Annotated in this window: 19 protein-coding genes and 2 tRNA genes; 4 read left to right on the forward strand and 17 right to left on the reverse strand. The window is 65.7% G+C overall.

Translation table 11 applies throughout. The annotated features are described in order from the left end of the window. Positions 1–110 precede the first annotated feature (110 nt). From J0O65_RS09270 to J0O65_RS09325, 12 genes are all read right to left on the reverse strand, one after another. Positions 111–1,697 (reverse strand): histidine-type phosphatase, encoded by a 1,587-nt coding sequence (locus J0O65_RS09270; RefSeq protein WP_251373616.1) that lies wholly within the window; start codon positions 1,695–1,697, stop codon positions 111–113. A 90-nt stretch (positions 1,698–1,787) separates the two neighbouring features. Continuing rightward, positions 1,788–3,413 carry a histidine-type phosphatase gene (locus tag J0O65_RS09275; RefSeq protein WP_215406158.1) on the reverse strand — a complete coding sequence of 542 codons (1,626 nt, stop codon included), beginning with the start codon at positions 3,411–3,413 and terminating at the stop codon, positions 1,788–1,790. 77 nt (positions 3,414–3,490) lie between these two features. Further along, positions 3,491–4,879, reverse strand: a complete 1,389-nt coding sequence (locus J0O65_RS09280; protein ID WP_215406159.1) for an alkaline phosphatase family protein — start codon at positions 4,877–4,879, stop codon at positions 3,491–3,493. A gap of 221 nt (positions 4,880–5,100) precedes the next feature. After that, the gene (locus J0O65_RS09285) at positions 5,101–6,120 is read right to left on the reverse strand and encodes a LacI family DNA-binding transcriptional regulator (RefSeq protein WP_131685455.1); all 1,020 of its coding nucleotides are present in this window, start codon (positions 6,118–6,120) and stop codon (positions 5,101–5,103) included. Positions 6,121–6,269: 149 nt separating this feature from the next. After that, entirely contained in the window at positions 6,270–8,756 is a 2,487-nt protein-coding gene (locus J0O65_RS09290; protein WP_215406160.1) for a TonB-dependent siderophore receptor, read from the reverse strand. Positions 8,757–8,839: 83 nt separating this feature from the next. Further along, positions 8,840–9,832: a FecR family protein gene (locus tag J0O65_RS09295; protein WP_215406161.1), complete on the reverse strand. Its 993-nt coding sequence runs from the start codon at positions 9,830–9,832 to the stop codon at positions 8,840–8,842. Beyond that, entirely contained in the window at positions 9,829–10,356 is a 528-nt protein-coding gene (locus J0O65_RS09300; protein WP_215406163.1) for a sigma-70 family RNA polymerase sigma factor, read from the reverse strand. Before J0O65_RS09300 ends, J0O65_RS09295 begins: the two co-directional genes overlap by 4 nt. Positions 10,357–10,539: 183 nt before the next feature. Then, positions 10,540–10,616 (reverse strand) — tRNA-Met (locus J0O65_RS09305). Positions 10,617–10,675: 59 nt separating this feature from the next. Then, a tRNA-Met gene (locus J0O65_RS09310) sits at positions 10,676–10,752 on the reverse strand. Positions 10,753–10,843: 91 nt separating this feature from the next. Beyond that, positions 10,844–11,791 carry a tRNA (adenosine(37)-N6)-dimethylallyltransferase MiaA gene (gene miaA, locus J0O65_RS09315; RefSeq protein ID WP_215406165.1) on the reverse strand — a complete coding sequence of 316 codons (948 nt, stop codon included), beginning with the start codon at positions 11,789–11,791 and terminating at the stop codon, positions 10,844–10,846. 114 nt (positions 11,792–11,905) lie between these two features. After that, the gene (gene mutL / locus J0O65_RS09320) at positions 11,906–13,807 is read right to left on the reverse strand and encodes a DNA mismatch repair endonuclease MutL (RefSeq protein WP_215406167.1); all 1,902 of its coding nucleotides are present in this window, start codon (positions 13,805–13,807) and stop codon (positions 11,906–11,908) included. Positions 13,808–13,845: 38 nt separating this feature from the next. Continuing rightward, positions 13,846–14,784: a peptidylprolyl isomerase gene (locus J0O65_RS09325; protein WP_215406169.1), complete on the reverse strand. Its 939-nt coding sequence runs from the start codon at positions 14,782–14,784 to the stop codon at positions 13,846–13,848. Between the two features lie 248 nt (positions 14,785–15,032). Between J0O65_RS09325 and J0O65_RS09330 the strand changes: the two genes are divergently transcribed. Beyond that, positions 15,033–15,683, forward strand: coding sequence for a VTT domain-containing protein (locus J0O65_RS09330; RefSeq protein WP_070223029.1), 651 nt, complete (start codon positions 15,033–15,035; stop codon positions 15,681–15,683). A 107-nt stretch (positions 15,684–15,790) separates the two neighbouring features. On the opposite strand, the gene J0O65_RS27860 is transcribed toward J0O65_RS09330, so the two are convergent. Continuing rightward, a complete protein-coding gene (locus J0O65_RS27860) occupies positions 15,791–15,982 on the reverse strand; it encodes a hypothetical protein (RefSeq protein WP_251373666.1) in 192 nt (63 codons plus the stop codon). Between J0O65_RS27860 and J0O65_RS09335 the strand changes: the two genes are divergently transcribed. Then, positions 15,981–16,880, forward strand: coding sequence for a carbonic anhydrase (locus tag J0O65_RS09335; RefSeq protein ID WP_502793551.1), 900 nt, complete (start codon positions 15,981–15,983; stop codon positions 16,878–16,880). The two genes, J0O65_RS27860 and J0O65_RS09335, sit on opposite strands and share 2 nt — an antisense overlap. 92 nt (positions 16,881–16,972) lie before the next feature. Here J0O65_RS09335 and J0O65_RS09340 read toward each other — a convergent pair whose 3' ends face one another. From J0O65_RS09340 to tsaE, 3 genes are read right to left on the reverse strand one after another with little or no spacing between them, the layout of a single operon-like run. Then, on the reverse strand, positions 16,973–17,815 hold the full coding sequence (locus tag J0O65_RS09340) for a D-hexose-6-phosphate mutarotase (protein ID WP_215406173.1): 843 nt from the start codon (positions 17,813–17,815) through the stop codon (positions 16,973–16,975). A gap of 14 nt (positions 17,816–17,829) precedes the next feature. Beyond that, entirely contained in the window at positions 17,830–19,230 is a 1,401-nt protein-coding gene (locus J0O65_RS09345) for an N-acetylmuramoyl-L-alanine amidase (RefSeq protein WP_215406175.1), read from the reverse strand. Next, the gene (tsaE, locus tag J0O65_RS09350) at positions 19,194–19,682 is read right to left on the reverse strand and encodes a tRNA (adenosine(37)-N6)-threonylcarbamoyltransferase complex ATPase subunit type 1 TsaE (RefSeq protein ID WP_152250554.1); all 489 of its coding nucleotides are present in this window, start codon (positions 19,680–19,682) and stop codon (positions 19,194–19,196) included. The genes J0O65_RS09345 and tsaE overlap by 37 nt, the downstream gene beginning before the upstream one ends. 78 nt (positions 19,683–19,760) lie before the next feature. Between tsaE and queG the strand changes: the two genes are divergently transcribed. Then, a complete protein-coding gene (gene queG / locus J0O65_RS09355; protein WP_215406177.1) occupies positions 19,761–20,852 on the forward strand; it encodes a tRNA epoxyqueuosine(34) reductase QueG in 1,092 nt (363 codons plus the stop codon). 7 nt (positions 20,853–20,859) lie between these two features. Here queG and J0O65_RS09360 read toward each other — a convergent pair whose 3' ends face one another. After that, a complete protein-coding gene (locus J0O65_RS09360; RefSeq protein ID WP_215406179.1) occupies positions 20,860–21,237 on the reverse strand; it encodes a DUF3052 domain-containing protein in 378 nt (125 codons plus the stop codon). Positions 21,238–21,466: 229 nt separating this feature from the next. Here J0O65_RS09360 and J0O65_RS09365 point away from each other — a divergent pair, with 229 nt between their 5' ends. Next, positions 21,467–22,024, forward strand: a complete 558-nt coding sequence (locus J0O65_RS09365; RefSeq protein WP_251373618.1) for a PadR family transcriptional regulator — start codon at positions 21,467–21,469, stop codon at positions 22,022–22,024. Positions 22,025–22,045: the final 21 nt, after the last annotated feature.

A 22,045-nucleotide genomic window follows, 5' to 3' on the forward strand; every position in this document is an offset into this window, starting at 1 on the left:
AGGCCGTGACGCAGCGCTGGCCGGCCTCGACGGCGGCCGGGGCGGAATTCGCCATGCCGACCCTGAAGTAAAATCCGCTGTAAAAGATGGCGGCGCGCAGCATCAGCGCGTCAGCGCGCCGCCACGTGGCCGTAGCAGGTTTTCAGTTTCGCATAGTCGTAGAAGACGCTGCCGGGCGCGATGCGGGCGCCGTCGCAACTGGCCTGGAAGTCGGTTTCCTTTTCGTTGTACAGCAGGCGCACGATCAGCCGGCCTTCGCCGTTGCGATACACATCCCACTGCATGTTGGCCGCCAGCGGCGAGACGCTCTGGCCGCGCCACGGATTCGTCGCATAACTGTAACCGACTGATGCCGGCAGGGGCGCCAGCATCTGCTGCAAGCCCATGGCCGAAGCGAGCGGGATGATCATCTCGGCGTGCGTGAAGCGCAGCTTGGCCGCGTGGCGCAAGTCGCCCCTGGCCAGCGCGTCGACTTCCTTGAAAAAATCCTCGCGCAAGGCCAGCGCGAAACGCCACGTCACGCCGCCGCTTTCCGTGGTGGCCGGTCCCTTCTGGTAAAAATCCTCGTAGTCGGCCACATACGCGTAGTAGCGCGCATCCTCGATGGGCATGTAGCGGCCGAAATCGGCCGGCACTTCATGCCGCATGCCGGCGGCGATCGCATACAGCTCATACAGTTTCGTGGCGGCCGCATTCAGGCTGCGGATGACGGTCTTGCCGCTGCCCGTCATGGTGCGCGTGAGCTTGCCGTCCGCGCTGGTGAAGGTGTAGCTGCCCGTGTCCGCATAGCTGGCGCGGCCGCCTTCGAACTGGTCGAGGAAAGCGGGCGCGAACAGGCGTTCGAGCACATGGCGCGCATGCGCGGCCGCTGCTGGCAGCCTGGCGGGAGCATCCATCAGCGCGTGCAGCTGCTTGCTTCTTTCATAGTACTGGTAGGCCTGGCTGGCGGCATAGGTGGCGTAATGCGGGTTGGCCCGATCGGTGACAAGATCCGTCCGCGGCGCCAGCTTGTGCGCATACAGCAGGAAGCGGTTCACGCCATCGGGCTGCAATATCGGCTGTACCGCGGCCTTGCGTCCCTGCGGATACGGCGCCGGCGCGGGCGGCAGGTAGAGCAAGGGCGCCAGCGCGGGTGCGTGCTCGAGCAGCGATTGCGTGAAGAAGCGCGAACTGTCGCGCGCGCGGTCCACGCCCGAATTGATGGTGACGAGCTGGCGCGGCGCCGTCGCCGACTCCTGCGCCACCTGCGCGAACAGGGTGGGCAGGCGCGCCAGCATGCGCGCGGCCAGCTGCCGGTGTTCGTCGATGCCCGTCTGCGACAGATTGCCATAGCCGGCTTGCTCGATGCCTGCCACGCCATGGCCGAGCAAGGCATTCGCCTTCATCAGGGCCAGGATGTCGGGACCCAGTTCGCGTCCCAGGGGCGTGAGCGCATCCTGCGCGGCCGCTTGCTGCCACATCGCATACAGGGCCGCATCGTTTTTCATGCTGGTGAGCCCCCGTGAGCCGTGGCGCGCCACGAGCTGCGTGAAGACGGGCTGGAAGCCGTCCGGCGGCGCGGCATAGGTGGCCGGGTCCTGCTGCGGCGCATACGGCGTCTTGGTCTGGTAATAGCCTTCGACGGCCAGGGCGGGGCTGGCGCAGAGGGCCAGTGCCAGGGCCAGCATCGTGCTGGTCGGGGTAGGTGGTGGGCGCATGGAAGTCCGTAGCTGAGTTTAATTTCCTACGTGCAAGCCTAGCACCAAACGTGAAACAGGCGGGCACGGCTGCCCGCCTGCCTTCCCTGTTTACTGTGCCACGTGGCCGTAGCAGGTCTTCAGCTTCGCGTACACATAGAAATGGCTGCCGGCGGCAAAGCGGGCGCCATCGCAGGCGGCCTGGAAGTCCGTTTCCTTTTCGTTGTACAGCATCTTCACCAGCACATTGCCGCTGCCGTCGCGGTACACATCCCATTGCATGTTGGCGGCCATCGGCGCCACATACAGGCCGCGCCAGCTGCTGTTGTCATAGCTGTAGGTCTGCGCCGCCGGCAGCGTGCCGACGACGGACTTCAGGCCCATGGCCGTGGCCAGCGGGATGATGGCTTCGGCGTGCGTGAAGCGCAGCTTGGCGCCGTGCGACAGGTCGCCGCGCGCGATGGCGTCGACTTCCGTGAAGAAGTCTTCGCGCAGCGCGCGCACGTAGTTCCAGGTGACGTTGGCGCTCTCCGTGGTGCCGGGACCCTTGTTATAAAAATCCTGGTAGTCCTGCACGAAGGCCTGGTACCTGGCCGCATCCGACGGCATGTACTGCACGAAGTCGGCTTTGACCTCGTTCGTCATGCCGGCCATGATGGCGTACAGGTTGTACAGCACGGAAGCGGCATCGGCCAGGCCCTTGATGGTGGTCTCGCCGTCGCCCGTGACGGTGTTGGTGAACTTGCCGTCGTCGCTGGTGAAGCTGTAGGTGCCCGTATTGGCGAAGCTGTAGGTGCCGTTGTCGATCTTGTCCACGAACGCCTTGGCAAACAAGCGTTCCAGTACTTCGCGGCCCAGGGTGCGCGCCGTCGCATCCGTGTCGATGGCCGTGTATTTGGCCAGGAAGTCGGGGCTTTTCAGGTAGGCCTGGTAGGCCTGGCTGTCCTGGTAGGTCTGGTAGTAGCGGTCGAGGGCATCGGTGACGAGGTCCGTCTTCGGCACCAGCTTGTGCGCATACAGCAGGAAGCGGTTGGTGCCGGCCGGCTGCGCCACGGGCTTGCCGGCCGGGTAGCCCGTGGGGGCGGGCGGCAAGGTGATCAGCGGGGCGACGCTTGGCGCCGTGCTGGCCAGCGACTGCGCGAAATACGCGGCGCTGTCCTTGGCTCGGTCCACGCCGGAGCTGACGGTGACGATCTGGCGCGGCGCGCTGGCGGCATTGCTACCCAGCTGCGTGAACAGGGCGGGCAGGCGCGCCAGCATGCGCACGGCCAGCTGCTTGTGTTCATTGATGCCCGTCTGCGACAGGTTGCCGTAGCCGGGCGCCGTGATGCCGTCCACGCCATAGCCGAGCAGGGCGTTGGCCTTCATCAGTTTCAGGATGTCGGCGCCCAGTTTTTGCCCGAGCGGCGTGAGCGCATCGTCGGCAGCCGCCCTTTGCCAGACGTTGTAGAAGGCGGCGTCGTACTTCATGCTCGACAGGCCGCGCGAGCCGTGGCGCGCCACCAGTTCGGTGAATACGGGCGCGTAGCCGGCCGGCGCGGCCTCGTAGGTGGCGGCTTCCTGTTGTGGCGTGTACGGTGTCTTGGTCTGGTAGTAGGTGGCGGGCGGCGGCGTCACTGGTGGCGTCACCGGCGGCGTTATCGGTGGCGTGGCAGGGGGCGGCGTATCGTCGCCGCCGCCACAGGCGGCCAGGGCGAGCATCAGGAGGGAGAGGGGCAGATGGCGTGCGTGCAGCATGGCGTTTCCTTCAGGTGTGGTGAGCCCGGGCGCGCCGCGCAGGACGGCGCACCCAGGGTAGACAGGCAGGGGGGGAGTTACAGCTTGAGGGCCTTGGCCAGGCTGTTGGCGCGCGCATCGCGTTCGCTCAATGGCGCCAGGCCGTGGCGTTCCTCGATGAACTTCAGGATCGACACGGTTTCATATTCGGTATGGTCGATATGCCCGCCTTCGCTGAAGGGCGAGATCACCAGCGCGGGAATGCGCGTGGCAGGGCCGAAGCGGTCGCCTTTCGGGGGCGCCACGTGGTCCCAGAAGCCGCCGTTTTCATCGGTGGTGACGATGACGACGGTATCCTTCCATTGCGGGCCTTCCATGATGGCGCTGATGATGGCCACGCCCTCGTCGTCGCCGGCCGCCACGCTCGATTTTTCCATCCCCGGATGCATGTTCTTCTTGCCCATCGGCTTGTAGAACGAGACGGGCGGCAGCTTGCCTGCCTTGATGTCGGCGATCATGTCGGAGCGGTCCTTCAGGTGCGTGGCGCGCTGCTGCGGGCTGTCGATGAAGCGCTTGAAGTAGGTGAACGGCTGGTGGTGGTACGAGAAATCCTCGGCCTTCTTGCCCGACTTGGTCGAGGCGACGGCGATGTCGTAGCCGTCCGCATAGTAGACCCACGAGATGCCCTTGTCCGTCAGGCGGTCGCCGATGGTGGGCATGGTTTGCGGCGGCAAAAAGGTCTGCTTCTTGGTGGGATCGAACAGCAGCGGGCCTTGCATGGTGTTGACGGCGTAGCCATCCTGCGTCACTTCCGCCTCTTCGCCCTTCTTGTGGCCCGTGCCGCGGTCGTCCTGGGCGACGATGGAGGTGGGCGCGTTCGGGAACACGGGCGTGCAGGCGCAGGTCAGCCACATGTGGTTGAGGAAGGAACCGCCGTAGGCGGACTGGAAGAAGCGGTCGGCCAAGGTGTAGCGCTGCGCCAGCGCCCACAGTTTGAGCTTGCTGCCGTCGAAATAACCCATGGGCAGGGCGCCCGTATTGCCCTCGACGACGAAGCGGTCATTCTTGCCGTCGTTGATCTGGCGCTTGTGCGTCCAGAAGGCATGCACGGGACTGGCCGTCTTGTCGCCCAGCGAGACGCTCGGCTCCATGCGGAAGGCCTGGTTGCCGATGTCGCCCTTGAAGCGCGGATCCAGGCCGCCCTTGTCGAACGCCACGGCGGGCAGCAGGCGGTAAGGCTTGCCATCGGGGCCTGTCTGCGTGGTGGTGTCGGGCGCGTGGCCATTGGCGATGCCGTCGGCGCCGGGGAAGGTGCCGAACAGATGGTCGAAGCTGCGGTTTTCCATGTACACGACGACGATCTGGCCGATCTTCGCCAGCTTCGGATCGGCGGTGGTATTTTGCTGCGTGCCGGCGGGGGTGGTGCAGGCCGCCAGGCCGATGGCCCCGGCGCCGAACAGGGCGATTCTTAGAACGTGGTTCAACATCACAGTCTCCTTGATACGCCTCCGCGGATGGGGCGCTTTTTTAATGGTGTGGCCAGAACTGGCCTGTCTGAAGAAATTGCACACGTGTGCAGCACGCGTGTGCAAACAGTAACCCGGATTTTTTTTGATGTCAACAAGTACAGGCGGGGGATGAAAAAGTGTGGAAAACGGGGAACGGCGGGCGGGCAGACGGCGGCGCGCCATCTGCCATGCTGCATCGTTTAGCGCGTCGTGCCGCGCCGCACCAGGGTGACGGGCACTTCCTTCAGGCGGCCCGGCATGGCAAATTTTTCCATGCGCTCGACCAGGCTCTTGACGGCGCGGCGCGCCAGTTCGCCCGCATCCTGGCGGATGGTGGTCAGCTGGTAGGCGTCCAGCGCGGCCATGGGAATATCGTCGAAGCCGATCACCTGCAGTTGCGCGGGCACGTCGATGCCGTACTTGCTGCGCGCCGCGTCGATGAAGCCGCAGGCGATCAGGTCGGTGGCGCAAAAGACGCCGTCGGGCAGCTTGCCTGACGCGAGCAGGGCGTCGGCCGCTTCCTGGCCCGCCTGGTAGCCGATGGCGTCGGCCAGGTATTCGCCGGCCGTGCAGCGCTTCTTCGCCACGGCCGGCGCCAGGTGGTCGAGGAAGGCCTTGCCGCGCGCGATGCCGCTGAAACTGCTGGCGCGCGTGTTGACGAAGGCCAGCCGTTTGGCGCCGCTGTCGAGCAGGGTGCTGGCCGCCAGTTCGCCGCCATGGCGGTTGTCGCTGTTGACCACGTCCACGCCTTTCAGGTCGCGCGCGCGGTTGATCATGGCCACCGGCACTTGCCGCTGCAGGTATTCCGTGGCGACGGCGGATGGCGGCGAGCCGGACGTCATGATGACGCCGGAAATCTTGTAGCTGAGGAGGATGCGCAGCAATTCGCTGAGGCGTTCGGGGTCTTCCGTATTCATCAGCAGCGGCACCAGCGCATGTTCGCTCAGGCTGCGCGTGATTTCCCCCAGCAGGGCCACGCGGAACGGGTCCGTGAAGCCCGTGATGACGACGCCCACCAGGTTGCTTTGTCCCTGGTTCATGCTGCGCGCCAGGATGTTGACCTGGTAGCCCAGCGATTGCGCCGCCTCCATCACGCGGGCCCGTGTTTCGGGCGCCACGCTGGCGCCGGGCGTGAACGTGCGCGAGACGGCGGAGCGGGAGACGCCGGCCCGTTTGGCGACGTCCACCGAAGTGACCCAAGACTTGTCTTTTTGTTCCATTGACGGTGTAGATGAATGAGAGGCCGATGCACGATGCGGTGCGGCGCAATGCCGCGCCATCATCTTAGCCGAAAATCCCGGCCGCGGCGCGAACTGAATGCCAGTCCCGCGCCATGGCCAGCGCGCCGGCTCTCAGCCTCCTGGTCGTCTTACCACTTCGGCGTGTACTTCAGGGTGAACTGCACGTTGCGCGGCTCGCCATAGTAGTTGTTCGACCCCGTGGTGTTGTAGGCAGGGATGATGTAGCGCTTGTCGAAGGCGTTGTTGACGTTCAGCGACAGGACCATTTGCGGCGTGGCTTGCCAGGCCAGGCGTGCATTCCAGATCGAGAAGCCGGCAACCTTGAAGGTGCGCTCGGTATCGACCGTATGGCTTTGCAGGCTGGCGCCGGCGCCCACGCTGAACTTGTCCCACGCGCCGGGCAGCGCATAGCTGGACCAAAGGCGCAGCATGTGCTTCGGCGTCCAGGTGGAGAAGATCTGGCCCTTGTTGTCCGGATCGTCGAGATAGGTCGTCGTCGTGTAGGCGTAGCCGGCCGACAGCTGCAGGCCGCGCGCCGCCTCGCCCGACACTTCCGCTTCCAGGCCCTGGCTGCGCACCTTGCCCGAGGCGCGCGAGCAGTACCAGCCATCGCAGGCGAAACCGGCGGCGTAGTCGGTGACGGCGCGGTCCTTGTGGTCATAGCGGAACACGGCCAGCGAGGTGTTGACCTTGCCGTCCCGCAGTTCACCCTTGATGCCGCCCTCGTAGTTGCTGCCCGTGATCGGCTTGAGGGTCCGGCCGGCCACATCGTGGTTCGTCTGCGGCTGGAACACGTCCGCATAGCTGGCGTAGGCCGACCATTGCGGCGTCAATGCATGGATCAGGCCTACCGATGGCGTGAACCTGGCCGTGGCGCGCGTGGCGTCGCGGTAGCCGTCCGGCGTGGCATACAGGAAGTCGTACCAGCTGAAGCGCCCGCCCAGCAGGGCTTTCAGATTGCTGGTCAGCTGGCCGTTCCAGGTGGCGTACAGGCCTTTCTGGCGCATGTCGTAGGTGCTGTAGCTGGTCACGCCCGCTGGGCGCGCGGCGATGGTGTCGAAGTCCTGCCACGGGCGATGGTGGTTGATATGGAAGATATCCGCCCCCGTTTCCCACGCGCGCGCATAGCGGTCGTTCGACGTGAAGCTGACATAGCTGGCGCCGACGACGACTTCCTGCGCGATGCCCAGGCCGTCGAATTGGCCGCGCACGAAGGCGTCGATGCCGCGCTTGCGGTTGTCGAAATCGGTGGAAAAGTCGCCATAGCGCGCGCCGCTGCCGTCGGGATTGATGGCGAAGGCCGTGCGCTGGTGCGTGGAGCTGGTGCTTTCATTCATGCCCAGCGCCGAGGCCTTCAGGCTCCATTGCGTGTTGAAGTGGTGTTCCAGGTCCAGGTAGACCGTGCTCTGTTCCACCAGGCTGCGGTTCCAGTCGGCACCCGTGAAGGTGGAGCGCGGCAGCGGCAGTTCGCTGCCGTCCGCGTAGCGGGGCAGGCCGATGAAGGTGGGACGGCCGTGGGCTTTCACATGGCTGGCGGCCAGGCCCAAGGTGGTGGCGGGCGCCAGGTCATAGTCGAGCGCCGCATACAGGGTGCGGTTCTTGCTCCACACCTGGTCGATGAAGGAGTGGCTGTCGTCTTCGTCGACGATGGCGCGTCCGCGCAGGCTGCCTTCCGCGTTCAGGGGGCTGCTGATGTCGACCTGGGCGCCGTAGTGGTCCCACGAGCCGGCGCGGCCCGTCAGCGTGATCGCGCGCGTGGCCAGCGGACGCTTGCGCACCAGGTTGACGGAGCCGCCCGGGCTGCCCGTGCCGACCAGCATGCTGGAAGCGCCGCGCAGCACTTCCAGGCGGTCGTAGATGACCATGTTTTCCTGGCCCCAGTTACCCAGCGCATAGGTGTTGCGGTCGATCGGCACGCCGTCGTACTGCCACTGGTCGATCTGGAAGCCGCGCGCCGTGATCACCACGCCCGGTCCCACGCCATGCACGCCCACCACGCCGGTGACGTTGTTGACGGCTTCGCGCAAGTCCGTGATGCCCTGGTCGTCCAGCCGCTGGCGCGTCAGCACGCTCACCGATTGCGGGATGTCCTTCATCGCTTGCTCGCCCTTGCCGATGGTGACTTTGCGCGCCGTGTAGGAGCCGCTGCCTTCCGTGGTGGCGCCTTGCTCGGCCTGGCCGACGATGGTAATCGAGGGCATGGTACGTTCGGCCGCCGAAGCGGCGCTGGCTGCCGCGGTGGGCGCGGACGCCGGCGCGGCCACCAGCACATAGCCGGTGGCCGTTTTGCCGATGGCGTAGCCGCTGCCGCGCAGCAGCGCGGCGAAACCGTCCTCGATGGCGTAGCTGCCCTGCAGGCCAGCCGTCTGCAGCCCCTGCACCCTGGAGGCGTCGATGACGATGGAGACGCCCGCCTGCAGGGCGTAACGGTTCAGCGCGCCGGCCAGCGGACCGGCGGGGATGGCGTAGCTGATGGCGGCAGGGCTGGCCTGCGCCTGGGCGGCTGCCTGGGCGTGCAGGCCGGCGCCGGCCAGCAGCATGGCCGCCAGGGCCAGCGGGCGCAGACGCGTGCGCAGGGTGTGCGGGGATGAAACGGCAACGACTTGAGCGTACATGGTGACAGCCTTTTTGGATTGATCTCAGCTGCCTTGACGCGCGAGATGCGCAAAGTGGAACCGCGAATGCAAAAAAAATGTATTTATTTTTTTGCGGGCGCGTCCACCATCACCAGGTAGCGCGTCAGCATGCGGATGCGCAGCTGCGGGAAATTGTCGATCAACAGCTGCAGCGCCTTGTCCGTATCGTCCAGCGGCAGCACGGCCGCCACGCGGATGCCGGCGATCTGCGCGCGGTCGTAATGCAGCTGGCCCGGGCGGTGGCGCGCCAGCTCGTCGAGCACCTCGGCCAGCGGCTGGTCGTCGACCACCAGCTGGCGCGTGCGCCACGCTTCCTGCACGCTGGCCGCATCGATGGCCGTTGGCTGTCCCACGCCGTCGTCCGTGATGCGCGTGCGCTGGCCCGCCTGCACCACGACGGCCGGATGTTGCGGCACCTGCGCCAGCACCTTGGATTCCAGCATGCTCAGGATGGTGGCGCCGTCTTCCCTGCGCACGGTAAAGCGCGTGCCCAGGGCGCGGATCGCCGCCTGCTCGCTGTCGACGATGAAGGGGCGCCGCGCATCCCTGGCCACGTCGACGAGGATGTCGCCACGCACCAGCTCCACATGCCGCTCGCCTGCATGGAAACGCACGTTGACGGCGCTGTCGCTGCCCAGGGTGATCCGGCTGCCGTCGGCCAGCGTGTGCGTGCGCCATTGTCCGGTGGGGCTGCGCAGGTCGGCCAGCAGGCAGGCGGGGTGCTCGCCGAGGGCCAGCGCACCGGTCAGCACCAGCATGGCCACGGCGCTGGCGGCGGCCAGCCGGCGCAGACGCTGGCGGGGGCGGTCGGGGGCGATGGCGGCCAGGGCGGCGCGCGCGGGGCGGTGGTCGCCGCCGGCCGGCTCGCGCACGGCGTGCAATTGACGCAGCAGGTTTTCCATGCCGGCGGCCGCCGTCGCGTGCAGCGGGTCGGCCGCCTTCCACGCGGCGAAGCCGATGCGCGCCTGTTCGCGCTCGGCCGGGTCGCCGGCGCTGAGCCGCACGATCCAGTGCGCGGCCTGCTCGGCCGCCACCTCGGCGCCGGGGCGATTCATGCCGCCATGGCCGGGCAGGCGTGGCGGCAGGCCAGCAAGGCTTGCACCAGGTATTTTTGCACCATGCGCGTGGAGACGTTCAGGTGTGCGGCGACGGCGGCCTGCGATTGCTCTTCCAGGTAGTGCAGCAAGAAGGCGTCGCGCGCCTTGCTGGACAAGCCATCCAGCGCCGTGGCGATCTGCCCGAGCGCCTGCACGGCCATCAGGATCTCGTCCGGCGAGGGCGCGCCGGGCAGGCCGTCGGCCAGCAGGGCCAGTTCCGCCAGGTAGCTGCGCTCGAGTATCTGGCGGCGCGTGCGGTCGAGCAGCAAGCGCTTCGCCGTCGTCGACAGGTAGGCGCGCGGCTCGCGCATGCCGAACAGCGCGTCGCGCGAGGCGATGATGCGCACGAAGGTGTCTTGCGCCACGTCGGCCGCGCCATGCGGGCAGCTGAGTTTTTTGCGCAGCCAGCCAAGCAGCCAGCCGTGATGTTCGCTGTAGAGCGACTGCACTTGCTGTTGCAGGCTGGGCTGGATGGCGGACATGGGCGATGAATAATATAAATGAGAATTATTCTCATTGTAAGCGCCAGTGGCCGCTTGCCACAATCCCCGCTTGCATGCGAGTGGCGCAGGTGTTGCGCCCAGGCCGCATACGCGGCGGCGCCGGAAATGAAAAAACCCGCCGCTGCACGGGGCAGTGGCGGGTTTTTCGATGCTGCTAATTCTTGGTGGTGATAGGTGGACTTGAACCACCGACCCCAGCATTATGAATGCTGTGCTCTAACCAACTGAGCTATATCACCAAACAGACCGGTCAGACCGGATGCTGGTTTTGACCAGGGCAAACCTGATCGATGTTCTTTGGTGGTGATAGGTGGACTTGAACCACCGACCCCAGCATTATGAATGCTGTGCTCTAACCAACTGAGCTATATCACCCAACAGCCGAGCATTATCCAGTCTTCGCATTTCCTTGTCAATGCCGGCGCAAAAAAATGTGCGGATTTTTTGCGTGCTGCCGCGTTCATGATTATTTCAGCAACGGCTGGATCTGTGCCAGCATGGCGCTGGCCGGGTCGGCACCGAGGCAATCGATGACGATGCGTTCCGGCATGGAGCGCAGCCAGGTCAGTTGGCGTTTCGCCAGCTGGCGCGTGGCGATGATGCCCGTCTCGCGCAAGGCCGCACGGTCGATGCGGCCGTCGAGGTATTCCCAGGCCTGGCGGTAGCCCACGCAGCGCATCGAGGGCAAACCCGGATGCAGGTCGCCGCGCCGGCGCAGCTGCTCCACTTCGTCGAGCAGGGCGTCGTTTTTCAGCATGAGGTCGAAGCGCGTGGCGATGCGCGCGTGCAGCACGGCGCGGTCCGACGGCTCCAGCGCGAACGATTGCAATTGAAATGGCAGCACGGTCTTTTCGCGGCGGTCCAGCAGGGCCGACATGGGCTGGCCGGACAGGGCGATGATTTCCAGCGCGCGGCCGATGCGCTGCGCATCCTGCGGCGCCAGGCGCGCGGCCGTGACGGGGTCTTGCTGCGCCAGGCGCGCATGCATGGCGGGCCAGCCGATGGCGGTCGCATCCTCTTCCAATTGGGCGCGCAAGGCGGGATCGGCGCCGGGCAAATCGTCGAGGCCATCGGCCAGGCCCTTGAAGTACAGCATGGTGCCGCCGACGAGCAGCGGCAGCTTGCCGCGCGCGGAGATGTCCGCCACCAGGCGCAGGGTATCGCTGCGGAACTGCGCCACGGAATACGCGTCGAGCGGGTCGATGATGTCGATCAGGTGATGCGGCACGGCGGCCAGTTCTGCGTGCGACGGCTTGGCCGTGCCGATATCCATGCCGCGGTAGACGAGGGCGGAATCGACGGAAATGATCTCGGACGGGATGGCTTGCGCGATGGCCAGTGCGCTGGCCGTCTTGCCGCTGGCCGTGGGGCCCATGATGGCGACGGCCAGGGGGAGGTGTGGGGTGGTTTGCATGTTGAATCTTGTAAGGTGGTGCGCAAGTCTGCGTAGGTCTTTGTCAAACCCGGCGTTAAGGGCTGGGGTCGGACCCTCAGGGGCCGACCCCGGTATTCGCCGTTTGGGGGAAACTCACTGTCCCCGTAAAAATAGCTTGTCCAGCGCATTGATCTCGACCTGCACCCACGTCGGCCGGCCATGGTTGCACTGGTCGGCGCGTTCCGTGCTCTCCATCTGGCGCAGCAGGGCGTTCATTTCCTGCACCGACAGGATGCGGTTGGCGCGCACGGCCGTGTGGCAAGCCAGGGTGCCCAGCAATTCGTTCTGGCGCTCGATCAGCACGCGCGAGCCGCCGTATTCGCGCACGTCGCGCAGCACGTCGCGCGCCAGCGTCTGCGCGTCGGCGTTTTTCAGCAGGGTCGGCACGGAGCGCACGGCCAGGGTGGTGGGCGACAGGGCGGCGATGTCGAAGCCCAGCGCTTTTAATGTGTCCTGGTTTTCATTCGCCGTCGACACTTCGATGGCGTCCGCGTAGAACGTCACGGGGATCAGCAGCGACTGCACCTGCATGTCCTGGCCCGACACCTGCGCCTGCAGCGCGTTCTTCAGTTGTTCGTACAGGATGCGCTCGTGCGCGGCGTGCATGTCGACCAGCACCAGGCCCTTGGTATTCTGCGCCAGGATGTAGATGCCGTGCAGCTGGGCCAGGGCAAAGCCCAGCGGATATTCTTCGCGCGCCATCGCCTCGGGCGAGGCGATGTAGGGCTCCACCTGCGTGATGGGCGAGGATGCGCCGCCGCCGAACAGGGCGCCGTAGGCCGCCGTATCCTGGGCGACGCCTGGCGCCTCGGCAAAGAAGGGGCGGTTCGCGCCGGGCGAGGCGGGCGCGAAGGTATTCGTGAATTGCGCGCCGAACGACGTTTGCGTCTGTTCGCGGCGCCAGATGCCGGGGCCGCCGCCAGCCGCGCCGGCGTCGCCGCCCAGGCTGGAAGCGGCCGGCAAGGGCGCCGGCACGCTGCCGAACGCCGTGGCCGACGTCTGCGCCAGCGCGCGCTGCACCGCGTGGAAGACGAACTGGTGTACCGAGCGGCTGTCGCGGAAGCGCACTTCGATCTTCGACGGGTGCACATTGACGTCGACCAGGGCCGGGTCGAGGTCGAGCGCCAGCACATACGAGGGGAAGCGGTCGCCGTGCAGCACGTCCTGGTAGGCCATGCGCACGGCGTGCACCAGCAGCTTGTCGCGCACGAAGCGCCCGTTGACATAAAAGAACTGGCCATCGGCGCGCGCCTTGGAGGCCGTCGGCAAGCCGGCAAAGCCGTGCAGGCGCAAGGTGCCGGCCGACTCGTCCAGCGCCAGGCGCGCCTCGGCGAAGTCGTTACCCAGGATGTGGGCGCTGCGCTTGGCCAGTTCGCTGATGTTCCACTGGTCGATGGTGCGGCCATTGTGCGACAGCGAGAACGCCACGTCCGGCCGCGCCAGGGCGATGCGGCGCACGACTTCGGCGCAGTGGCCGTATTCCGTCTGCTCGGACTTGAGGAATTTGCGTCGCGCGGGCGTGTTGAAATACAGGTCCTGCACGTCGACCGTGGTGCCGTGCGCGCCCGACGACGGCGAGACGCTGCCGTTGTGCGAGCCGACGATTTCCCACGCGTGGGCCGCGTCGGCCGTGCGCGAGGTCACGGTGACGGCGGCCACCGAGGCGATCGAGGCCAGCGCCTCGCCGCGGAAGCCCAGGGTGCCCACGTTTTCCAGGTCGTGCAGCGAGGCGATCTTCGAGGTGGCGTGGCGCGCCAGGGCCAGCGGCAGCTGATCCTTGTCGATGCCGCGCCCGTTATCGGTAATGGCGATGCGTTTCACGCCCCCTTCTTCCAGCCGCACCGTGATCTGCGTGGCGCCCGAGTCGAGCGCGTTTTCCAGCAGTTCCTTGACGACGGCCGATGGCCGCTCGACCACCTCGCCGGCGGCGATTTGCGAAATCAACTGGTCAGGCAGGGCCTGGATCGGGCGGTGGGGCGTGATGGGAGCGTTCATCCCCTGATTATAACGGGTTGCGAATTGCCGGGCACCGGCTACTTCCCCACCTCCCGCACCGGTATCGGCGCATTGCACACGTCGACGTGGCCGGCCGTGACCTTGCTCCACGGGCCGCCGCGGTGGCGCTGGGCTTCCAGCACGGCCTGGTAGGCGGCGCTATCGGTGCGCATCACTTCCAGGTTGCTGCGCTGGGCCAAAGGCACGCTGGCGGCCAGGCGGATGGCCTGGATCGGCACGTTTTTCTCGGGGCTGTCATAAAAGCCCATGGGGCCCGTGCCGCGCGGCAGGGTCGACAGCAATGGCATGCCGGAGACGACTCGGCCGACGACCGTGATGTCGCGGTCTAGGTGGCGCGGCGACTGGCCGATGACGGCGTACAGCTCCGTGCCGCCGCCGCTGTCGCTGGCGCTGTCGCGGCCCACGCCCACGGTGGCATAGCAATGTGTGAGCCAGGCCGTGCCGGACTTCGGATCGCGCGCGGACGGGAAACCGTTCGAATGGCCCACTTGCGGCGCATAGCCGTCAACGTCCGGCAGGCGCGTGAAGCTCTTGACGCTTTTCAGGGGCACGGTGAATTCGCCGGGCAGGGTGCGCTGGGCATGCTGGATCGGCTTGGGATTTTTCTCGTTCGGATCGCCCCACTGCGCCACCCAGTTGTCCTGCGCGCGCGTGATGGCCAGGCCGTCATAATACTGTTCCGCCACCAGGGCCTTGATGTTGGCCACGTGCCTGGGCGCGAAATCGGGCGCCAGTTCGATCACCACGCGGCCGGCGGGAATGTCGAGGTACAGGGTGTTGTCCGGGTCCAGCGCACGCCAGTCGGACGGCTTCGAGGCCTTGATCGCGTCGGCCAAGGTCGCCTTGGCGGGCAGTTCGGCGGGCGCCTTGATCTGGACGGGCGCCGCGTGGGCGGTCAGCTGTGCAAGGCCCAGTACGGTGGCCATGGTCAGGCCGCTCAGTGGGGTTCGATACATGTTTTCTCCTGGTCGGCGCGGGTTGCGCTGGTCAGAAAGTGTATACCGGAATGGCAATATTTCGTTGGAAAAACATTGCGGATAGCAATCCTGGCAGCGGCCTGCCGCGACGGCGTTTCCTTAACCTTTACTTAAAATGCCACGCCGCCAAGGGCGCTGCCGAATTAATCACGAAATATCGGCCGGGGGACTGCCGTTGCGCCGGCCGGGTGGTGTATGATTCCGCCGCTACCTTTAGGGAAAAATATATGGATTTTGTGCAATTCCTCGACATGATCGTGCATGTCGACAAGACGCTGGGTCTCTTGATCGAGCAGTACGGTACCCTCGTGTATGCGGTGCTGTTTGCCATTATTTTTTGCGAGACAGGCCTCGTGGTGCTGTTTTTCTTCCCTGGAGATACCTTATTGTTTATCGCCGGCGCGTTTTGCGCGACGGGACAGATGCACCTGGGCTTGCTGATCGCCTTGCTGGTGACGGCCGCCGTCACGGGCAACACGCTCAATTACTGGATAGGCGAGGCCATCGGGCAAAGGGTGTTCACCCACGATTACCGCTGGATCAACAAGGATGCCATGCGCCGCACGCATGAATTCTTTGAAAAGCATGGCGGCAAGACCATCATCCTGGCCCGTTTCGTGCCGGTGGTGCGTACCTTCGCCCCCTTCGTGGCCGGCATTTCCGACATGACGCATGCGCGCTTCCAGATGTACAACGTGACGGGCGCCCTGTTGTGGGTGGTCGGTCTGGTGACGGCGGGCTACTTCTTCGGCAATATCCCGTGGATCCGCGACCACCTGACCTTGATCGTGCTGATCGGTGTCGGCGCCGCCGTCGTGCCGGTGGTACTGGGCGGCTTGTGGAAACTCTACAAGCGCATGGTCGGCAAGTCGGCTTGACGCTCCGTCGATCCAGGGCAAGCACGCTGCGGCGCCGTCCGCAGCTGGCCCTGGATTAACTTTCTTCTCCGCATTTCTGCGCATTTCTGTTTTACTCCGCCACTGATTCAAGTTTTGTTGCTTTCCAGCCGTAAACCAGAGGGTATTCTCACTTTCTGGATTTCCATGCGACATTTGAGCGCCCTGTTAGCTTGCAGCCTTGCAGCGATGACGGTCATGGCAAGCGCCAAAGATGCCCCCGCTTCGGCGAGCGCCGCCGCATCCGCGCCCATGTCCGCGTCGGCGCGCGCGGCCGCCATGAAAACCCTGACCGAATCGGTGAAGGGCAAGGAAGCCAAGGCGCCTGTCGTCGTCGCGCCCACGGCGCGCGAGAAGGAAGAAGCGGCCGAAGTCGACCTGTCCGAACGCATCGCGGCGCGCCTGGCGGAAATGCGCGCCACCCAGGCGGCCCGCGCCGCCGCCCGCGCCAAGCGCGCCGCCGTGGTGAAGGCCGCGCCGCCGCCACCGCCGCCCGTGCCGCGCGGCACGCACTGGTCGTACGAGGGCGACAGCGGCCCGGCCTACTGGAGCAAGATCAATGTCGACTGGGCCAAGTGCGGCAATGGCAGCCGCCAGTCGCCGATCGACATCCGCGACGGCATGAAGGTGGAGCTTGAGCAGATCAGCTTTGACTACCACCCCTCGTCGTTCAATGTGGTCGACAATGGCCACACGGTGCAGGTGGGCGTGAGCGGCGGCAATTACATCACGGTGCAGAACCGCATGTTCGAGCTGCAGCAATTCCATTTCCACCGTCCGTCCGAAGAGCGCATCAATGGCAAGGCATTCGAGATGGTGGTGCACCTGGTGCACCGCGACGCGGAAGGGCGGCAAGCCGTGCTGGCGCTGCTGCTGGAACGGGGCGCGCCGCAGGCGACCATCCAGACCGTGTGGAACAACCTGCCGCTGGAAAAATTCGAGACCATGCAGCCCACCATCCTGCTCGACCCGGCCGAGATGCTGCCGGCGCGGCGCGACTACTACACCTATATGGGATCGATGACGGAGCCGCCTTGCAGTGAAGGCGTGCTGTGGATGGTGATGAAGCAGCCGGTGCAGGCTTCGCCGGCGCAGATGGCGCTGTTCAGCCGCCTGTATCCCTTGAATGCGCGTCCGATTCAGCCGGCCAACGGCCGCATCATCAAGGAATCAAACTAAGAGCGCCTGAAAAAAGCCCATGGCGTTGTTGCCATGCCTCGTCGTACATGCGTACTGCCTTCGGCAAGGCGCTTAGCCCTGGACTTTTTCAGTCACTCTTGCATAAATTTGAGGCGCTGGCGGCCGACCCATTCGGCGCCGGCTGCCAGCGTATCGGGCTGGATCAGGGCCGGCTCGATGCAGATAAAGCGCTGGTATTCGTCGCCAGCCAGGTCGGGCAGGGCGGCCGCGTCTTGCGCGCCCGGGTTCCACACGACGGCATCCGTAAAGCCCTGCTGCTCCAGGCGCAGGGTGGCGCCGCCGGACTGCAGCTGCAAGGCGCCCGGCAACTGGTAGTAGATGCGGTCCAGCTTGTCGTCAAATTGCAGCAATTCTTCCGCTTGCAGGGCATCCTGCGGCGTCTCGTCCGAATAGCGCACGCGCTGCAGGCCGCCAATGCACGCCTCGCTCAATTGATCAATCGCAAAATAGCTGTGCAGGGCGGCCGAGAACGGGAACGCCTGCTCGCCCGTATTGTGCACGGACAGGCTCAGCTCCAGCGATTGGCCTTGCACCGCCACGCGCAGGCGCAGGGTGAAGGCCCAGGGCCAGCTGGCGGCGATCGCTTCCGGCAAGTCGGCCTGGGTCAGCGCAAATTGTGCCCACGCGGCGCCATCGGCGTCGCCGGTCGATTCCAGCTGCCACGTCGCCACGCGGGCAAAGCCGTGGCGCATGCCCGTGCCGCGCGCGCCGAACTGGGGGAAGATCACGGGCACGCCGCCACGGATGGCGCGGCTGCCGTCGAGGGCTGAAGCGCGGCTGCAGAACAGGCGCTCCTGGCCATCGCTGGTCTGCCACGCGACCAGGTGGCCGCCGTACAGGGTGACGGTCGCTTGCGCGCCATCGGCGGCGCGGATGGTCACGGCCGGCAGCTCGCCAAAGGTGCTGTTGCTCATGCTAGGCTTTCATGTCAGGTCAGGCGGCTTTTCGCCAGCGGCGGATTCTTGGCAAAGTAATTCTTGATGCCCGTGACGATGGCGTCGGCCATCTGGTCCTGGTAGCCGTTGTCGGTCAGCTTGGCTTCCTCTTCCGGATTCGAGATGAAGGCCGTCTCGATCAGGATGGAAGGGATGTCCGGCGCTTTGAGCACGGCGAAGCCGGCCTGTTCGACAGAACCCTTGTGCAGGCGGTTGATGCCGCCGATTTCGCGCAGCACGGCCTTGCCCAGCTTCATGCTGTCATTGATCTGCGCCGTCGTCGACAGGTCGAGCAGCACGCTGGCCAGTTGCTTGTCGTGGTTCTTCACGTTCACGCCGCCGATCAGGTCGGCCTGGTTTTCCTTGTTGGCCAGCCAGCGCGCGGCCGTCGAGGTGGCGCCCTTTTCGGACAGCACGAAGACGGACGAGCCGCGCGCCGTCGGCTGGATGAACGCATCGGCATGGATAGAGACGAACAGGTCGGCCTGCACCTTGCGCGCCTTTTCCACGCGCATGCCCAGCGGGACGAAGAAGTCGGCGTCGCGCGTGAGCATGACGCGCATGTTGGGCTGCAGTTCCAGCTTGGTTTTCAGGCGCTTGGCGATGGCCAGCACCACGTCTTTTTCGCGGCTGCCCCGGCTGCCCATGGCGCCCGGGTCTTCGCCGCCGTGGCCGGGATCGAGGGCGATGGTAATCATGCGCACCACCTTCTGGCCCGGCAGCGGGCGCGCTTCCGGGCGCTGCTCGGGGCGCAGTTCCGCTGCGGGCGGCGCGATGGGCGCCACCGGCGGCGCCACAGCGGCCACGGGCGGCTTGCCGCTCTCGGGCAGGGGCAGCGCGGGCGGCGGCGTATGCGTGTCGGCCATGGGCGGCTTGGCCGGGTCGCTCGACCAGTCGCCCTTTTCGATCATTTGCGCGATCAGGTCCGGCTCGCGCACGGGATACAGGTCGAAGATCAGGCGGTGGTTGTAGGAACCGGCCGGCGGCAGGGTAAACAGCTGCGGCGTGACTTCTTCCTTCAGGTCGAACACCAGGCGCACCACGTTGGGCCGGTTCTGGCCCACGCGCACCTGCTTGATGTAAGGGTCGTTCGACTGGATCTTCGCCACCAGGCCTTTCAAGGTGGGATTGAGTTCCAGCCCTTCGATGTCGACCACCAGCCGTTCCGGGTCCTTGACGATGAAGTGGGTCGCCTTGAGGATGCTGTCGTTTTCCAGGGTGACGCGGGTGTAGTCCTCGGCCGGCCAGACGCGCACCGCGAGAATTTGCGCCGCCATCGCCGACATGGGCGCGAACACGGACAACAGCAGGGTGCCGCCGGCCTTGAGGACCGTGCGCCGGGTGATGGGCGAGGAGATCAAAGGTTCGGGGCGAATTTGAGACGGTGAAGGCATGACAGACCCAATTCAGAAGACGCTTGCAATTCTACATCACGTCCTGACCCCGCAACGTTCAAATAAACATTCAGGTCGGCCGGCGGCAGCACCGGTTCGGCTTTCTCCGGCCATTCGACGATGCAGATGTTACGGCCATCGAAGTCTTCGCGAAAACCGGCGTCGAGGAATTCCTCGGCGCTGCCCATGCGGTACAGGTCGAAGTGAATGACGTTGACGCTCTGGCCGTCGAGCTGCACCGTGTACGGTTCGGACAAGGTGTAGGTGGGGCTTTTCACGTGGCCCGCATGGCCGGCCGCGTGCAGCAGCGCGCGCGTGAGGGCCGTCTTGCCGGCGCCCAAGTCGCCGTGCAGGTAGATCGCCAGGCCCGGCGCCAGCGCGCGCGCCAGTGCGGCGCCCAGCGCGGCGGTGCCGGCTTCGTCGTGGAGGTGGGCTTTGAAGTGTTCGGTCATTATCTTCCGTATCGCATAAAATGGAGGCTGCTGTCATTGTAACCGCCCGCGCGCCTGCCGTTTTCCGTAAAGTCCCCTATGTCCGCCACCGTCACCGATCTCGCCGTCCTGGCGCGCACCATTAAAGAATGGGGGCGCGCGCTGGGTTTTGCCGAGGTGCGCATCGCCGACGTCGACCTGTCGCACATGGAAGCGCCCTTGCAAGCCTGGCTCGATGCAGGCTACCACGGTGAAATGGATTACATGGCCAGCCATGGCATGAAGCGCGCGCGCCCGGCCGAACTGGTGCCGGGCACGGTGCGCGCCATCAGCGCGCGCATGAACTACCTGCCGCCGGCGCTGGGGCCCGACTGGCGCGCCCACGAGGCGGCGCGCGACGCCGATCCGTCGGCGGCCGTGATCTCCGTGTATGCGCGCGGCCGCGACTATCACAAGGTGATGCGTTCGCGCCTGCAGCAGTTGGCCGAGCTTATCCGCGGCGAGATCGGCGACTTCGGCTACCGCGTCTTCAGCGATTCGGCGCCCGTGATGGAAGTCGAACTGGCGCAAAAGGGCGGCCTGGGCTGGCGCGGCAAGCACACCTTGCTGATCAACCGCCAGGGCGGTTCCTTCTTTTTCCTCGGCGAGATCCTCGTCGATGTGCCGCTGCCCGTCGACCCGCCGGAGACCCCGCGCTGCGGCCAGTGCTCGGCGTGCATCACGGTGTGTCCCACGCAAGCCATCCTGGGGCCGTACCAGCTCGACGCGCGCCGCTGCATCTCCTACCTGACGATCGAATTGAAGGGCGCCATTCCCGTCGAGATGCGCCCCCTGATCGGCAACAAGGTGTACGGCTGCGACGATTGCCAGACCGTCTGCCCGTGGAACAAGTTCGCCCAGCGCGCCGTCGTGCCCGACTTCGACGAGCGCCATAGCCTGGGCAGCGCGGGCATGGTGGAACTGTTCGCCTGGACGGAAGAAGAGTTCAACCGCCGCATGGAAGGCAGCGCGATCCGCCGCATCGGCCACGAACGCTGGCTGCGCAACCTGGCCGTCGGCATGGGCAACGCGGCCGCCAAGGCCCGTGGCCAGGCCGACATCGTCGCGGCCCTGCTGTCGCGCCGCGCGCATCCGTCGGCCATCGTGCGCGAACACGTCGAATGGGCGCTCGCCTTGCACGGCATCGTTTAACCCCCTCTCAAGCCTGCTTCAGGCGCAGCGCCGACCACTCGCCGTCGATGGCGACCATCGCCACGCTGTCGAGTCCCACCGATTGCGCAAAAGCGCGCAGATCGTCGCGCTGGATGTCGCTGCCCGCTTTCATCCCGCCCTTGCGGTACGCCACCCACAGCGCGCCACCGGGCGCCAGGCGCGCCTGCGTCACGGGCAGGAAGCGCTCCAGTTCCGCGCGGCTGCGCGCGAACAGCAATAGCCAGTCCGCGCTTTCTCCTTCGCTCACCAGCTTTTCCGCCGGCAGCTGCGCCAGCAGGGCATCGTGCGCGCCGCCGTCATTGAGCACGGCCAGGGTCCTGGCGTTTTTCACGTACATTTTTTCAGCAATGGTTTTGTCAGGCATGGCAGGAGCGTGGGCTGGGAAAAAGACCAGCATAACAAATTTCTCCTTGACTTATCGATATATCGTTATAAAATGACGATACCTACTAACGATATATCTTTAAAGAGAAAACATGAGAAACTCACACCACACAGAACACGGCCACGGCGGCCATCACCATCATCACGGCCATTGCGGCTGGCATCACCATCACGGCGAGCATCGCCACGAACACCGTCATGAATACTTCATGCATGGCCGCGGTCCGCGCGGCTTCGACGAGCGCGGTGATGGCATGGGCGGCATGGGCGGTGGTGCCGGTGGCCGGGGCGGGCGCGGCGAGCGGGCCGAGCGCGTCTTCGGCCGCGGCGACCTGCCGCTGATCGTGCTGGCGCTGATCGAGATCAGCCCGCGCCACGGCTATGAAATCATCAAGGCCATCGAAGAGCGTTGCGGCGGCGCCTACGCCCCCAGCCCGGGCGCCGTGTATCCCACGCTCACCCTGCTGGAAGAGCAGGACTACGTCACGTCAAGCGAAAGCGCCAGCGGCAAGAAGCTCTACACGATCACGGACCTGGGGCGCGCGTATCTCGACGAGAACCGCGCCCAGGTGGACGGCATCCTGGCCCGCCTCGACATGTTTGCCCGCGTCCAGGCGAAAAACGCCTTGCCCGAGCGCGTGCGCCAGGCCATGCACACCCTCAAGCATGCGCTGTTGCTGAACAAGAGCAACTGGAGCGACGCGGAAGCCGAGCGCGTCTCCGCCGTGCTGGAACAGGCGGCGAACGCCATCGTCGATGGCCACTGAGCCTACTTTACAAGGATAAGC

The organism is Janthinobacterium sp. JC611, assembly GCF_018682595.1.
Taxonomy (GTDB): Bacteria; Pseudomonadota; Gammaproteobacteria; order Burkholderiales; family Burkholderiaceae_D; genus Janthinobacterium.

Excerpts from the sequence above, each read along its gene's own strand:
- J0O65_RS09330 (WP_070223029.1), top strand. The coding sequence starts at position 15,033 with ATGGATTTTGTGCAATTCCTCGACATGATCGTGCATGTCGACAAGACG.
- J0O65_RS09325 (WP_215406169.1), bottom strand. The coding sequence starts at position 14,784 with ATGTATCGAACCCCACTGAGCGGCCTGACCATGGCCACCGTACTGGGC.
- J0O65_RS09290 (WP_215406160.1), bottom strand. The coding sequence starts at position 8,756 with ATGTACGCTCAAGTCGTTGCCGTTTCATCCCCGCACACCCTGCGCACG.
- J0O65_RS09340 (WP_215406173.1), bottom strand. The coding sequence starts at position 17,815 with ATGAGCAACAGCACCTTTGGCGAGCTGCCGGCCGTGACCATCCGCGCC.
- queG (WP_215406177.1), top strand. The coding sequence starts at position 19,761 with ATGTCCGCCACCGTCACCGATCTCGCCGTCCTGGCGCGCACCATTAAA.
- mutL (WP_215406167.1), bottom strand. The coding sequence starts at position 13,807 with ATGAACGCTCCCATCACGCCCCACCGCCCGATCCAGGCCCTGCCTGAC.
- J0O65_RS09365 (WP_251373618.1), top strand. The coding sequence starts at position 21,467 with ATGCATGGCCGCGGTCCGCGCGGCTTCGACGAGCGCGGTGATGGCATG.
- J0O65_RS09295 (WP_215406161.1), bottom strand. The coding sequence starts at position 9,832 with ATGAATCGCCCCGGCGCCGAGGTGGCGGCCGAGCAGGCCGCGCACTGG.
- J0O65_RS09285 (WP_131685455.1), bottom strand. The coding sequence starts at position 6,120 with ATGGAACAAAAAGACAAGTCTTGGGTCACTTCGGTGGACGTCGCCAAA.
- J0O65_RS09300 (WP_215406163.1), bottom strand. The coding sequence starts at position 10,356 with ATGTCCGCCATCCAGCCCAGCCTGCAACAGCAAGTGCAGTCGCTCTAC.
- miaA (WP_215406165.1), bottom strand. The coding sequence starts at position 11,791 with ATGCAAACCACCCCACACCTCCCCCTGGCCGTCGCCATCATGGGCCCC.
- J0O65_RS27860 (WP_251373666.1), bottom strand. The coding sequence starts at position 15,982 with ATGGCGGCCGCGCGCGCCGACGCGGACATGGGCGCGGATGCGGCGGCG.
- J0O65_RS09345 (WP_215406175.1), bottom strand. The coding sequence starts at position 19,230 with ATGCCTTCACCGTCTCAAATTCGCCCCGAACCTTTGATCTCCTCGCCC.
- J0O65_RS09280 (WP_215406159.1), bottom strand. The coding sequence starts at position 4,879 with ATGTTGAACCACGTTCTAAGAATCGCCCTGTTCGGCGCCGGGGCCATC.
- J0O65_RS09335 (WP_502793551.1), top strand. The coding sequence starts at position 15,981 with ATGAAAACCCTGACCGAATCGGTGAAGGGCAAGGAAGCCAAGGCGCCT.
- J0O65_RS09275 (WP_215406158.1), bottom strand. The coding sequence starts at position 3,413 with ATGCTGCACGCACGCCATCTGCCCCTCTCCCTCCTGATGCTCGCCCTG.
- J0O65_RS09270 (WP_251373616.1), bottom strand. The coding sequence starts at position 1,697 with ATGCGCCCACCACCTACCCCGACCAGCACGATGCTGGCCCTGGCACTG.
- J0O65_RS09360 (WP_215406179.1), bottom strand. The coding sequence starts at position 21,237 with ATGCCTGACAAAACCATTGCTGAAAAAATGTACGTGAAAAACGCCAGG.
- tsaE (WP_152250554.1), bottom strand. The coding sequence starts at position 19,682 with ATGACCGAACACTTCAAAGCCCACCTCCACGACGAAGCCGGCACCGCC.